Annotated in this window: 15 protein-coding genes; 9 read left to right on the forward strand and 6 right to left on the reverse strand. The window is 31.9% G+C overall.

Annotation, left to right across the window (positions count from 1 at the left end):
• The first annotated feature begins 9 nt into the window (after positions 1-9).
• Positions 10-879, forward strand: a complete 870-nt coding sequence (locus EPK97_RS06825) for a LysR family transcriptional regulator (protein ID WP_162035850.1) — start codon at positions 10-12, stop codon at positions 877-879.
• Positions 880-934: 55 nt separating this feature from the next.
• Here EPK97_RS06825 and EPK97_RS06830 read toward each other — a convergent pair whose 3' ends face one another.
• The 3 genes from EPK97_RS06830 to EPK97_RS06840 all read right to left on the reverse strand — a co-directional run bounded on the left by EPK97_RS06830 (position 935) and on the right by EPK97_RS06840 (position 2,916).
• A complete protein-coding gene (locus EPK97_RS06830; protein WP_162035851.1) occupies positions 935-1,858 on the reverse strand; it encodes a PhzF family phenazine biosynthesis protein in 924 nt (307 codons plus the stop codon).
• A gap of 363 nt (positions 1,859-2,221) precedes the next feature.
• Complete coding sequence (gene trxA, locus EPK97_RS06835; RefSeq protein ID WP_162035852.1) at positions 2,222-2,545, reverse strand: thioredoxin; 324 nt, start codon at positions 2,543-2,545, stop codon at positions 2,222-2,224.
• Complete coding sequence (locus EPK97_RS06840; protein ID WP_162035853.1) at positions 2,542-2,916, reverse strand: MerR family transcriptional regulator; 375 nt, start codon at positions 2,914-2,916, stop codon at positions 2,542-2,544. The genes trxA and EPK97_RS06840 overlap by 4 nt, the downstream gene beginning before the upstream one ends.
• A gap of 126 nt (positions 2,917-3,042) precedes the next feature.
• On the opposite strand from EPK97_RS06840, the gene EPK97_RS06845 reads away from it, so the two are divergent.
• The 4 genes from EPK97_RS06845 to EPK97_RS06860 all read left to right on the forward strand — a co-directional run bounded on the left by EPK97_RS06845 (position 3,043) and on the right by EPK97_RS06860 (position 7,734).
• The gene (locus EPK97_RS06845; RefSeq protein ID WP_162035854.1) at positions 3,043-4,032 is read left to right on the forward strand and encodes a phosphotransferase family protein; all 990 of its coding nucleotides are present in this window, start codon (positions 3,043-3,045) and stop codon (positions 4,030-4,032) included.
• Positions 4,033-4,210: 178 nt separating this feature from the next.
• Entirely contained in the window at positions 4,211-5,245 is a 1,035-nt protein-coding gene (locus EPK97_RS06850) for a hypothetical protein (RefSeq protein WP_162035855.1), read from the forward strand.
• A gap of 379 nt (positions 5,246-5,624) precedes the next feature.
• The gene (locus tag EPK97_RS06855; protein ID WP_162035856.1) at positions 5,625-6,311 is read left to right on the forward strand and encodes a response regulator transcription factor; all 687 of its coding nucleotides are present in this window, start codon (positions 5,625-5,627) and stop codon (positions 6,309-6,311) included.
• Positions 6,295-7,734, forward strand: coding sequence for an ATP-binding protein (locus EPK97_RS06860; protein WP_162035857.1), 1,440 nt, complete (start codon positions 6,295-6,297; stop codon positions 7,732-7,734). Before EPK97_RS06855 ends, EPK97_RS06860 begins: the two co-directional genes overlap by 17 nt.
• Before the next feature lie 38 nt (positions 7,735-7,772).
• Here EPK97_RS06860 and msrA read toward each other — a convergent pair whose 3' ends face one another.
• A complete protein-coding gene (gene msrA / locus EPK97_RS06865) occupies positions 7,773-8,243 on the reverse strand; it encodes a peptide-methionine (S)-S-oxide reductase MsrA (protein WP_240903711.1) in 471 nt (156 codons plus the stop codon).
• A gap of 208 nt (positions 8,244-8,451) precedes the next feature.
• On the opposite strand from msrA, the gene EPK97_RS06870 reads away from it, so the two are divergent.
• Positions 8,452-8,790, forward strand: a complete 339-nt coding sequence (locus tag EPK97_RS06870) for a hypothetical protein (RefSeq protein ID WP_162035859.1) — start codon at positions 8,452-8,454, stop codon at positions 8,788-8,790.
• A 125-nt stretch (positions 8,791-8,915) separates the two neighbouring features.
• On the opposite strand, the gene EPK97_RS06875 is transcribed toward EPK97_RS06870, so the two are convergent.
• On the reverse strand, positions 8,916-9,233 hold the full coding sequence (locus EPK97_RS06875) for a YbjQ family protein (RefSeq protein ID WP_162035860.1): 318 nt from the start codon (positions 9,231-9,233) through the stop codon (positions 8,916-8,918).
• Positions 9,234-9,420: 187 nt separating this feature from the next.
• On the opposite strand from EPK97_RS06875, the gene EPK97_RS06880 reads away from it, so the two are divergent.
• Positions 9,421-10,023: a hypothetical protein gene (locus EPK97_RS06880; protein ID WP_162035861.1), complete on the forward strand. Its 603-nt coding sequence runs from the start codon at positions 9,421-9,423 to the stop codon at positions 10,021-10,023.
• A 138-nt stretch (positions 10,024-10,161) separates the two neighbouring features.
• Here EPK97_RS06880 and EPK97_RS06885 read toward each other — a convergent pair whose 3' ends face one another.
• Positions 10,162-11,448, reverse strand: coding sequence for an MFS transporter (locus EPK97_RS06885; RefSeq protein WP_162035862.1), 1,287 nt, complete (start codon positions 11,446-11,448; stop codon positions 10,162-10,164).
• 237 nt (positions 11,449-11,685) lie between these two features.
• Between EPK97_RS06885 and cls the strand changes: the two genes are divergently transcribed.
• Together cls and EPK97_RS06895 are read left to right on the forward strand one after the other, a co-directional pair.
• Positions 11,686-13,143 carry a cardiolipin synthase gene (gene cls, locus EPK97_RS06890; protein WP_162035863.1) on the forward strand — a complete coding sequence of 486 codons (1,458 nt, stop codon included), beginning with the start codon at positions 11,686-11,688 and terminating at the stop codon, positions 13,141-13,143.
• Between the two features lie 192 nt (positions 13,144-13,335).
• On the forward strand, positions 13,336-14,079 hold the full coding sequence (locus tag EPK97_RS06895; RefSeq protein ID WP_162035864.1) for a GTP pyrophosphokinase: 744 nt from the start codon (positions 13,336-13,338) through the stop codon (positions 14,077-14,079).
• Positions 14,080-14,250: the final 171 nt, after the last annotated feature.

Raw genomic sequence — 14,250 nt, forward strand, 5'->3', positions numbered from 1 at the left:
GAGGATCATATGACTATATTTCAGCTTCAAGTATTAGCTGAGGTTGTAAATTCGGGTAGCTTCACAAAAGCAGGGGAGAAATTAGGATTATCACAATCCGGTGTTAGTCATACGATTTCATCCCTTGAATCAGAACTGGATATTACCTTGTTATCTAGAAATCGTAATGGAATCACTGTCACTGATTCAGGTGAGAGGATTTTAAAACATGTTCGTAATATTTTAGAACATAATGAAAAACTAAATCAAGAAAGAGGATTAATTAAAGGTATAGAGGTTGGGAAGGTAAAAGTGGGCGCGTTCTCAAGTGTTTCTTCACAGATACTCCCAAAAATATTAAAGGATTTTAAAAAGAAACACCCTGGGATTGAAATTGAATTATATGAGGGTGGGTATGATGATATTAAAAACTGGATTACTTCTGGAATTGTTGATATAGGATTTGTTACATTACCGTGTCCTGATTATGATACAGAGTTCATCTTAAAGGATGACTTATATATTATTCTATCTGAGGAACATCCTTTATCTAACCATCAAATAATGACTCTTAATCAAATCGAACAGGAACCTTTTATTATGCCTAAAGCAGGTTGTGAAATCTTAGTAAAGAAATCATTCAAAAGGGATAACTTAAAACCAAATATTACTTTTGAGATTAGTAACAATAACACTATTCTTGCAATGGTTGAACAAGGAATAGGTATATCCATTGTTCCTAAACTAACACTCCCTAACACTTTAAATAATGTAGTTTTAGTAAAACCAGAACCTCCTATTTTTCGTGATATAGGTTTAGCCGTGAGTTCATTAAAATCAGTGCCTCTTGCTGTCAAAAAATTTATTGAAAGTACTAAAAAAATAAAGATAACCCTTTAAAGGATTACCTTTAGGTGCACTATTAAGTTTTAGCCACTGTTCACTACTTTCAATTTTAAACTTTGACAAGGGGAGGACTTTGAAGGTTTAATGTACCTTCGATTGTAACAACCGCTGCACCCGCTACTTTTATAATAGGATGGTCTTCTCCAGGTTCAATTGTAACATCTAATGTACCGGGTCGATTCATCGCATGGCCTTGAGCGATTTTCAGCTGATGTCTAGTAGTGGGGTCTAATATTTTCTCTAACACTAGGTAGCCAGATAATGCTCCGTTTGCAGCCCCTGTGACGGGATCTTCATCTACTCCTAAAGCAGGCAGAAAATCTCGGGTATAAAGATCATTATCTTTTTCATCTGTATCAAATGTAAATAAGTGTGTTGTATCTATATTATAATTTTCATTTAGTTGTGCTAATTTTTTAAAATTTGGTTTAGCTGAATCGATCGCTTTTTGAGTTTTGACTGGAACTAGCAGATGCCAATTTCCTGTACTTGCAAGTTTTATTGGATAACGATCATCGATATCGTGAGTTGATAACCCCAATACTTCTGCAATTTTACTATTTTCTAAGTGGATTTCTTTTACTTTAGGAGCAACCTGTGTCATTTCTACTGAAGTTACACCTTTCCCATCTTTATTCCACTTAACAGGGACTAGACCTATATTTGTTTCTAATATGATTTGCTCCGCTTTTTCTGACCATCCTAAATCAGTGCTAAGTAACCAAGACAAACCGACCGTTGCATGACCACAAAAATTAATTTCTTCTTTAGGTGTAAAGTATTTCACTTTAAAATCTGCTTCTTTATGCTCCGTTTTTAAGAGAAATACGGTTTCAGATACATTCAGTTCATTCGCTATTTTTTGCATTTCATTCATCGTCAGAGAATCTGCATCTAGGACAACTCCTGCTGGATTCCCACTGAACTGTTCAGTTGTAAATGCGTCAATATGGTATACTTTTAGTTTTTTCATTTTAACCTCTCCTCATTAATTATAAATGTTTGAATTTATTAACTTTAATTTCATTGTATATCCTGTCTAATCATAAGTAAAACTAATGTTTCTAATATATTAAATGAGATAAACTAATGTATTTACTTCATGAAGTGATTAAATGGAGACTTTCATAGGGAGAATAAATAATAAAGTAATTGCTACTTGATGAAATAGGGTCTTTTAATTTTGTCTGGAAAATTAGGAATTCTAAAATTAAATGTTAGAAAAGTTAATGCAATCTTATCTTCGTTATTGTATAATGAGAACATACGTTTTATTTAGCGATTACAAAAAAAACCATCCTAAGGAAGTATTAAGATGGTTTACTGTTATAATTCGTTATTTCGATGAGTGTTTATCAATGAGAGTTGTGTATACACTTTTTGGTCTTAATCCAACTAATTTTTCTACGGGTTCACCATCTTTAAATAGGACAACAGTAGGCATAGACATCACTCCAAATTCGGCAGAAATAGACGGGGAATCATCAACGTTTATTTTAAGTATTGTGATGTTTTCACCTATCTCTTCACTAAGTTCATTAAGAATAGGTAGCAACACTTTGCATGGTGAACACCATGGTGCACTAAAATCTACTAATGTGATACCTTCTGTACTTATATTTGATTTGAAATCAACTTCAGCTATACTTTTAACAGTCATTTTTTAAGCTCCTCCTCATTATAAATTTCTGAATCAAATGAACGTATTCGTTCTTCTAAATTTGATTTAATATTTGTTAACATTTTGATTTGACTATCTATCTCTTCAAGTTTTTCTTTGTAAATTGGAAGTACTTCTTTACAAAATGTCTCTTTATTTTTTAAAACACAATGTAAAAAGTTTGAGATTTGTTCTGTGGATAATCCGAGACTTAAATAGAACTGAATCGTATTGACTTCGTCAACAGTAAACTTGTGATATTCTCGATAACCATTATCTAATCTAGTGGGTGTAATGAGCCCTTTTTGTTCATAATAACGTAATGATCGAATACTTACTCCGGTTAATTTAGATAATTCACCAATCTTCATTTTGGCAATCCAACTCCCCTTACCGTTGTAAAATTATTATAAACTATAACATTAATGTAAGGGTCAATATATATTTATTATTCCGAAGCTTTTGGTCGATAATTAATCTTTTAGGAGTTGATAGATTTGAAAGAAAATTGGGAACGTTCAAATGAACTTATTTTATTAAGTGAAAATGAAGTAACAGAAATGATTAAACCATTTTTAAATGGCAGAGTAATAAAAGAAGTAAAAACATTAAGTGGTGGATTAAACAATTCAAATTTAAAAATCATAACCAATTTAAATGAAACCTATGTATTACGTTTGTATGCTCGTGACGATATTAAAGGAAAAGTAGAAAAAAGGATTTATGAACGTTTAGCAGATCAACTTCCTGTTCCAAAAGTATTGTACGCAGATTTTTCATGTGAGAAATGTAAAACTCCATTTATGATCATCAATTGGATTCAAGGTATTCAATTAAAAGAATTTATGACTAATTATGAAAGTGCAAGTTCGATTGAGAAAATTGCAAGACAAATAGGAAAATACTTAGCTAAGTTGCATACATATCAGTTTGAAAAAGGTGGTTTTTTTGATGAAAATTTAATTATAAGTGAGATGTTTGAAATCAATTCGGAGTCCTTTTTGAAATTTATTAAAGAAAGTACCATTGAAGGTAATGCAAAAAAGTGGTTGGGTGATAAATTTACTAATGATATTTGGAACTTTGTAAATGAATTTTCATATTTAATGGATGATATTGGACATCAAACCTCATTAATTCACTCTGATTTTAATCCTTTAAATATACTAGTAGATATGAACCAACAAGAAGCAAATATATCAGCCATATTAGATTGGGAATATTCTTTTAGTGGTACGCCTTTAGCAGATGTAGGGAATATGTTGAGGTATGAAAATACCTCTAGTTTGTTTTCGAAATCATTTATATCAGCATATAAAGAAAATGGAGGTGTATTACCTGACGATTGGTTAAAAAAGGCTAAACTATTAGAAATCATTGGATTAAGTGATTTGTTAAATAAAAAAGAGTGCAATCCCAATAGAATTAAAGATATAAAACGTTTAATTCAATCAACCATGAATCAGTGGAATAACTATACATATTAATGTCTTGAGTTTAATGATTTGAAATAGTTTATCCCATTTTTTATGCTCAATATTTAGCGTTCAAGACATGCACCTCTAAATTAATGTTATTTTCATTTTCTGGACATTTACCCGACACATTCAAAATTTATATTGTAAGTGTACCTGATGTACATTAAAAAATTGGAGGGAAAATAAAATGAATAAAAAGTTTCTATCTTTAGCAGTAGCAGCAACATTAGTAGTTAGTGCAGTAGGTGTAGGAAGTGCTTTTGCAAATGAAAATGAAAATGAAAATGGAGAAGCTCAATACAAATGGAAAGCATCTAAGATGAATCAGGAGAAGCTCATTACATCATGGGATCAATTATCGGATGAAGAAATAGAAGCAAAATTGTTTGAGAAAGCTCAAAGTGTTGGTATAGAAACAGACGGTAAAACGTTTGAAGAGGTTCAAGAGGAGTTAAGAGCTTATGCTTCAGAGAATGGTGCTAAAGGTAAAAGAGGTTATGGACCAAAAGAAAAAGGATTGAATCCAGAGAAATTAGCTGAAAAATGGGATGGACTAACGGAAGAACAACAGAATCAATTTTTTGAAAGAGCAGCTAAATTAGGTATAGAAACAGATGGCAAGTCCTTTGAGGAAGTTATGGCTGCGATTCAAGAACTTCATGAAGTTAAAGTGATTGAAAAGGCTGAGGAATTAGGCATTGATACGAACGGTAAATCCATTGAAGAAATTCAAGAGGAATTAAGAGCGTATGCTTCAGTACACGGGAAAGAGAAATTGGCTGAAAATTGGGATGAACTAACGGAAGAACAGCAAAATCGATTTATTGAAAGTGTAGCTAAACTAGGTATTGAAACGGAAGGAAAAAGCATTGAAGAAATCCAAGAGGAACTAAAAACACTTGCTCCAGAACGTGGTAAAAGAGGTCAAGGTTCGAATGGTTTAAAATTTGACCAAGAGAAATTTGTAGAATCATGGAATCAACTATCTGATGAAGAGAAAGAAGTGAAGTTATTCGAACATGCTAAAAAATTAGGCATTGAAACAGAAGGAAAAACGTTTGAAGAAATACAAGTTGAGCTACAGGAGCAGCGTGAAGCGAGACTGTTTGAAAAAGCACAGAAACTAGGTATTGATACAGAGGGAAAAACAGTAGATCAAATTAAAGATGAAATGAAAGAACTGGCTCCTAAAAAAGGCCAGAGTCATGAGGTTACTCTTTAAATCGAACATATAAATAATAAGAAGAGCAGGGAATTAACGATTCCTTGCTCTTTTCTTTTGGACTCTTTATTAATTGAAGATGAATAGTTGGACATTTTGCTGACACAATAGATATTTAATATATAGGTGTAAGATACATAAAACTAAAGGAGGAATAAGTAATGAGAAACCTCATCACAATTATCAGAAGAAGATAAGGAGCAATGGTTACTACAAAAAGCAGCAGACTTAAACTTGGATATTGAAGGTTTACCATTAAGCATTGAAACAGATCATAAATCAATAGAAGAGATCAGAGAGGGTGTTAAAGAAGTGTTACTTTCTTTTTAATCTTCTTATTGTTACGATGATAAAGAATGAATAATAAATGAGGTATATCATGAAAACGATTTTAGTTGTAGAAGATGAAATTGCTATTTCTCGTGTACTAACGGTGTATATTCGAAAAGCGAATTATCAAGTTGAACTTGCATATGATGCCATAGAAGCAATGGAACAATTTGAGAAAGTTAAACCTGATTTAGTTTTATTGGATGTGATGCTTCCAAATGGAAGCGGATGGGATATCCTGAAAAAAATTAGAACCGAAAGCACATGTCCTGTTATCATGTTAACGGCATTAGGTCAAATTGAAAATCGATTATCAGGCTTAGAAAAAGGTGCAGATGATTATATCGTAAAACCATTTGATCCTGATGAAGTGATTGCAAGAATTAAAGCTGTGCTTAGAAGACCTAATAAAATAATGGAATCGGGCGAGGAATTCCGTTTTGGAAGTTTAGTTGTTGATTTAGGAGCACATTCCGTAACATTACATAATGAATATATTGAAATGAATCCAAGAGATTTATCTTTACTTATTTTTTTCGTACAGCATCCAAACCAGACCTTCTCAAGGGAACAACTACTTGATCTAGTATGGGGAATGGATTATGATGGCAGTGATAGAGCTGTGGATCTTTCTATAAAACGAATACGAAAGTCTCTTACAGATTGGCCTACAACAGAGGGAGAAATTAAAACTTTAAGAGGATTGGGGTATCAATTTAGTGTCAAAGAACAGTGAGAGAAAACTAGTTCCTTTATTGAAATATTGGACCATTCGTTATTTCATTATTTTGGTTTTGATTCTTGTTATGGTCGCGTTCTTTTTAGGTTATTGGATTAAGTATTCTACGATACAAAATGAATTGAATCTCAAGGAGAGAGATGCTATAAATATTTCAAGTAGCCTTTCAGTAAATGAAGAGTTGATTTTGGAAAGTCCAAGGACTCTCTCCCTTTTTATGGAGAAGCTCAAACGTTCTAACTCAATAAATAATGCAGGTATACTTCAAGTTTATCACTCATCTGGGAAGTTATTATATCAAGATGGAAGTATGATCAAAGGGCTAAAAGGTTCTAGAGTACGTGTAATGAGCTTCAAGGAAGTAGAAAAGCAAACGACTGAAAAAATACAGTTAAAACTTTTCACAGGGGACTTATATCATATTGTGACCCCCATCATTAGCGGAGAACAAATTATTGGTTATGTGAGTATGATTATTCCTGAAAATAGCCTTTTAGGAGATAAATCAAATTTTCAATTTAGTGTTCTTATTATCAGTTTTATTAGTTTAAGTGTGACTGGCTGGATTATTATTTATTGGTTATTAAAAAAACTAACGAATCCGATTCGTTTAGTTGCCGACGCAGCAGTGCAAATTCGACAAGGGAACTATGAAATTCAGTTAAACAAAAATTTTAAAGAAAAAGAATTAAATGAACTTAATCAATCTTTTGAAGATATGGCAACTCGTTTAAAAAATCTTGAAACATTAAGAACAGAATTACTTGCGGGAATTACACATGAGATTAAAACACCTGTAACTTCAATTTCAGGTTTAGTTCAAGCAGTTAAAGATAAAGTAGTTACCAAAGAAGAGGAAGAAGAATTTCTTCATTTAGCTTTACAAGAATCCAATCGACTTCAATTAATGGTAGAGGATTTATTAGACTTTAATTCTTATGCGGCGGGTGTTATTCACTTAGATTTTCAAAAAGTGAATTTAAACTTAATCGTTCAAGCTGTTGCAAAGCAGTGGAAAGTGATGGATGAAGAGGTTTCAATTACTTTATCTTTACCTGAACAAGATATTTTTGCTGAGGGCGACCCATTAAGAATGAAACAAGTTCTTTTTAACCTATTGAAAAACAGTCAAGCTGCTATGAAGGATGAAAAGGAAGTCGTTTTAAAAGTTTATCCATACGATGCTCATTTTGTCGCCATAGATGTGACAGATTCAGGATCAGGCATTCCAATAGAAGAACAAGCTAATATCTTTGAAAGATTTTTTAGAGGTTCGGAGAAAAAAGATAAGGTTCGAGGTTTAGGCTTAGGTTTATCTTTAAGCAAAATATTAGCGAACGCACAAAAAGGGGATTTGATTTTAAAAGAATCTTCAATAAAAGGTACAACATTTACATTGTTGCTGCCAAAAATAGATTAAAGAGCCCCCAATAAAGGAGCTCTTTAATCTATTTTCCTTTAAAAATGACAGCTGTCTAAACCTTTTTTCTCTAAGTATTTTTGATGATATTCCTCTGCTTTATGAAAAGTGGAGGCAGGTGTAATCTCTGTTACAATTTCTTTTTTATATTTTCCACTATTCTGCTTTTCTTGTTTAGATTGACTTGCATTTTCTTTTTGACCATCAGTATGATAAAAAATTGCTGAGCGATACTGTGTGCCAATGTCTGGTCCTTGTCTGTTCAGTGTAGTTGGATTATGATTTTCCCAAAATACTTCTAATAAATCTTCGTAGGATACGATGTTTGGATCAAATTCCAATTGTACAACCTCAGCGTGTCCTGTACCCCCTGTACACACCTCTTGATAAGTGGGACTTTCTTTTGTACCACCTAAATATCCTACTTCAGTTTTTGATACTCCATTTATTTTTTGAAAAATTGCCTCTACTCCCCAGAAACAACCTGCACCAAATGTTGCTTTTTCCAATCTTATCACCCCAAAATTCAGTTTAATCACCATTATAAAGAAAGGTTACTTTATAATAAAGTAAAGGAAGTTTCATTAGATGTCAATTGATTTAAGAATCCATTGTCAATATCATGAAGTTTTTGTTAAAAAAATGAGTAAAGTCTGAAACCTTTTTGTTATCTTACGCGTAAACCTTCTTAAGATTTAAAAGAAAGAAGGTCTTTCTATGCAGGTGAATGAAATGAAAAGAAATAAATCAAAATCGATTATTATTGAAAAGGGTTTTAATTTAATCATGTTGGAAATTTTACTCGTGTCTATTCTTGCTGGTGCAATGCTAAAATCTTGGTGGCTTTTCGGAATACTAATTGTAGGGATATTGTTTTTTTATCATAGAGAAAATTTTTTAATTTTAAAAACAATATTTAGTTTAGCTTGGGGAGTAGGGTTTTATTATTTTGTCAGTCAGTTTGGGCAAGGAATTATCATTTGTTCAATCGGTGCGATCATTGGTTTTATTGGAAGTTGGTTCGTACATACCTTGGGTTTTACTAGTGATGAATAATTTTATTGTGATTAACCTGGTGACTAAGATTAGTACAAATAAAGCCTGTTATTTTCATAGATAAAGAAAGATAACAGGCTCAATTTTGATGTAAACTATTTTATAAATTATTCATCAATGATATATTATTCTTTTACTCTTACTGCTGTTCCAGAAGCTACAACCATCATCATTCCATCACGTAATGTTTCAAAATCAAGGTCAACTCCAATGACAGCATTTGCACCTAATCTGCTTGCTTTTTGTTTCATTTCCTCCAGAGCAATTTCACGCCCCTCTGATAGTTTGTTTTCATAGGTTCCACTACGACCTCCGACAATATCCGTAATTCCAGCTAAAAAGTCACGAACAATATTTGCCCCCATAATCGTTTCACCTACGACAATTCCTAAATAGGATTCGATTTCTTTATTTTGAAGTGTATTAGTTGTTGATACAATCATTTAAATTCCTCCTCGAGTGTTCTATAAACATTAATACGTAAATAAAAGTCATCGGTTTCATCTAAAAATTTGGACATTTTATGATATTTTTTGCAACATTTTACGTATTAATGAGTCTATTATTATATATAGGCAGTATTATTTGGCTAAAATTACATTCAGAACTAAATGGGGGTAAGAGAAATCGATGAAACGATCGTTATTTCGTATGTTGTTTGCAGTAGTTTTAAGTAGTTTGTTTTTATACGGTTGTAGTAGTAATGGAGAGGACGAAGTAGAAATTGAATTAAATACACAAAATAGTGAAGTTGTTCAAGAATCAGAAGAAACAGAATTGAATCAAGAGGGAAATTTAGAAGAAACAGATGAAGTTTCCAAAGAAGTAGAACAAGTCATAGAGGAAGCTACAGAAGAAACATTTAGTTCTATTTATGATAAAGAAATCAGCATGATCCAAGATGATTTGCAAATTGGATTATCTAAAGGGGATATCTCTGAATTATTAGGAGATCAATACGCTGAGTTTGTTTCTCCATTGGATGATATTGTGATGTGGAAATATGACTTACTTACGTCACCAAATTATATTTTTGATGCAGAATCTCAATCAGACGCTATCGATTTTGAAGGGTTTTTTAGCGGAGATATAGGTGCTCAGTTATTTGTAGAATGGAGTGCTGACGAGTTAACAAATCACTTTGTAATGTACTATGTTTGTGGCGAAGAAGGGGAAATTTGTGAATACCGTGCATGGGATGATGGTACCACAAATGAAGCAAAGATTAATTAATTTTAAGCAAGATACATAAAGAACCTGAAAACCTCCTTTGTAAATTAGTATAAACAATCATCTAATTTATTGAGGAGGTTTTTTCGGTATGGGTAAAAAAACCTATTTTAGAAAAAATTCAATGTTATTTACATATGATTACATCACACTAGGCTCTTGTACGTTTTGTTCAGATGATGTAGTCGTCTGTTGTTTATCATATTTAGGTAATACAAAGGCGTAAAAGATACCAACCATAATTGTACAACCCCCGACGAGCCAAAATAATCCTTCAATAGTTGTTATAGTTTGGAAGGTAACAGCAATAAAGCCTAAAGTTATTGTTTGAGCTAACATCATTAAAGGATCAAGCCAGCCTTGAACACGACCCATCATTTTTGGATCAACAATTTTTGGAAGCCAGCCCCCAATGGCTACATTAATAAATGGTAGACTCAAGCCAACTATGAATGAAAGTGAGAAATATATGAGAAGTGATTCAGTATATGATGATAAAACTATAAACAAACCACATATGAGTAGCCCCCAAATAATAAGCTTATGTAGCTTTACTTTTTGAGCAATAATGGAAGCAAAGATACTCCCTATCAATACAGCGGCGCCGAATACGATCCCTAAAACAACGGACATTTGCTCATACGTTTCTGGTGCTAATTTATATTTAAGAACAAATATGGGGATAACTGAAAATCCTCCATTAACTACTCCAAAGACAATAAACCCAATAACCAAAGAAAATAACAATCTATTCTTTAAAATATATCGCATTCCTTCATTAAAATCCTTAAAAATAGTCGATAGTTGAAGATCCTTTAGCTTATTTTTTCCATTTGGCAAGCGGACATTTTCAGGTATTTTACAGGCGTGTAGAAGAAGAGCACTGAACACAAAAGAAATAGTATCAACGATAATAGCTCCCTCAATACCAACTGTCCAATATGTAATAGCCCCTAACGCGCTACCAAATAACATAAACAAGCTGTTTACCATTTGATTTAATCCTGCTGCAGTTGTATACTCATGTTCTTTCAAAATACCTTGGACAATGGCTTGTTCAGCAGGAAAGAAAAATTTTTGTACTGCACTTCTTAAAAATAAGATGAAAAAAATCAATGGAATCCAACCAACCCAAATCGATACTAGAAAACAAATGGATAGAACAGCTCGAATCCAATCCGTATATATCGCAATTTTTTGCCGGTCCATTCGATCAGCTAGAACTCCAATAATCCAAAACACTAACAAAGTTGGTAATGAAAACATCATTTCATTAATCGTTGCATATGAAGGTTGATTGGAGAAGCGATCTAATAGGTAAAACATAAAAGCAGTTAATCCGATTACAGTACCCATTTGCGAAGTTAAATTGGCAAGAAATAATTTCGTATAATTACCATTTTTAAAAATAGAAAATACTTTTGACATTTTTCATCTCCTTTGTATTTATCGATATATATTTACTATAATAGTATAGCGTATAAAAGGAGAATTGTAACAATAAACCATTTTTCAACTAGTTTTGATGTCAAACCATAAAGTTATAAATATCTTTTGATTAAATCAGCTTTACATTTCTCCTTATTTTATACATAATTGGTAATACTAAAACTCGAAAAGGTCTTATAATCAGAGTTTTCACAAAGCAGTTAAGGGAGTATCGAGATGGAACTAAATAATATCGTCACAATCGTTGTATCATTGATTACAATTATAAATATATTACTTGCAGGAATAGTTATTTTTATTGAAAGAAGAAATATTGCTTCAACTTGGGCTTGGTTAATGATATTTTTGTTTATCCCTATTTTAGGCTTTTTATGTTATTTGTTTTTTGGCAGACAGGTGAAGAAAAAGAACTTTTATCACTTGTCTTCTAAAGAAGAAAATTATCTCAAATCAGCAGTAAATGAACAGGTACAGAAGTTAAAGTATAGTGATGAATTTAGCAAAAACCATTTAATGAGCGAACAAAATAAATTACTTCTAATGAATTTAAAGTCAGCTACTGCTCTAATCTCAACAGACAATGAAATTGATATTTTTAATGATGGTCAAGAAAAATTTGACGCATTATTCAGAGACATAAAAGCTGCTAAACAAGAAATAAATATTCAATATTACATCATTCAACCAGACTCCCTAGGGTTGAAACTTCGAGATGAACTTATTAAAAAGGCTAAGGAAGGTATAAAAGTTCGTGTTTTGTACGATGAAATTGGTTCAAGGAAAATCAAATCTTACTTTTTTAAAGAACTTGTTTCAAATGGCGGGGAGGTTGAAGTGTTTTTTCCTTCCTTTTTAAAATTAATTAATTTCCGTATTAACAATAGAAATCACCGAAAACTGTGTATTATTGATGGAAAAGTAGCTTATATTGGTGGTTTTAATGTCGGAGACGAGTACCTTGGAAAGAATAAAAAGTTTGGCTACTGGAGAGACACTCATTTACGAATGAAAGGGCAGGCTGTAAATCACATTCAAGGAAGATTTTTTTTAGATTGGTATCAAGCAAAAAGACAGTATAACCATCATATTGAACAGTTTATGTTCCAAAATAAAAAACATACAGGAAGCAGTCCAGTTCAAATTGTGGATAGTGGACCTCACTCTGAAACAGAACATCTAAAATATATGTATATTAAGTTAATCATGGCAGCTAAAAAAAGTGTATATATTCAGACACCCTATTTTATTCCTGATGCAAGTTTTATGGATGCTTGTAAAATGGCGCTATTAACAGGTGTTGACCTTCGAATTATGATTCCTAATAAACCAGATCACCCTTTTGTGTATTGGGCTACTCTGTTACATGCTGGAGAATTGTTAAAATATGGTGCAAAGATTTTGCTATATGAGAATGGATTCCTACATGCAAAAACAATTGTAGTGGATAAAGAAGTAGCTTCTGTAGGTACTACGAATATTGACATGCGTAGCTTTAAATTAAATTTTGAAGTGAATGCGATTGTATATGATGAAAAAGTGGCGGGAAAATTAGATGAAATGTTTATTCAAGATTCACGACAAAGTTCGGAACTAACTATTGAAAAATATAATGAAAGGTCATTATTCATTAGGTTTAAAGAAGCGATTTCACGTCTGTTATCTCCTATTTTATAGAAATTTTAAAAATTATTATGCAAGGTACAATCTCGATTAAGTGGTCTATATTCTTAAGAACTAATTTAGTGGTGAGTGATAACATGTTCGTTATTGTAGGCATAATGAAATCAAAGTGAGTCATACTACGTGTAGAACGGTTATATATGTAAATATTCTTTTGTTGAATCAGGTAAGGGAGACAAAATTGTAATGGAAATTAAACTACCAAGTGAGATTAATGATCTTAAAGATATAAAACAAATTAAAGCAATAAAATCGGATTTATTGAGATTCATGATGCCTTACAAGTTTGCATTAAGTGAAATAATTACGAAAATTGATATATTAAAACAGGAATTTCAATATATTCATGAAAATGATCCTTTTGAACATGTAAATTCTCGCATAAAGTCTCTTGAAAGCATTATTAAAAAGACGAAAAGGAAAGGTGTTGACCTTTCTTTGACATCTATAAAAGAAAACATTCGAGATATTGCTGGAGTGCGAGTCACTTGTTCATTTGTTTCTGACGTTTATGTAATCAGTGAAATGCTGCAAAAACAAAAAGATATCAAAGTTATTGAATATAAAGATTATATTGAAAATCCTAAACCAAACGGTTATCAAAGTCTTCATCTAATTATAGAAATACCTGTTTTTATGTCAGATCGAGAAGAGCATATCTATGTTGAGATTCAAATCCGAACGATCGCAATGGATTTCTGGGCAAGTTTGGAACATAAAATTTATTATAAGTACAATAAAGAAATTCCTGAAAAGATGAGAATTGAACTGAAAGAAGCTGCAACCACAGCAATGCAGTTAGATGCAAAAATGGAGAAATTAAATAGAGAAGTGGACAAAATAAAGGAAGTTAGTAACTCTGAAAAAGAGATACCAAATTTAAAGAAAAATAATGAAATATCACCTCTACCTTATGAATTTTTAAAATAAAAACAGAATTTATGATTTATGTATATGTAAATAGCCCAGTCAATGGGCTATTTTTAATGAATTAGTGGTTATTTTTTCTATAAGATGAATCTTAATCAAATAATTGTAAGATATTACTTGTATTAATACAAAAACGATCATGATATCATTATGAATAGAAATGTAAGCGCT

The organism is Chengkuizengella sediminis, assembly GCF_010078385.1.
Lineage (GTDB): Bacteria > Bacillota > Bacilli > Paenibacillales > KCTC-33759 > Chengkuizengella > Chengkuizengella sediminis.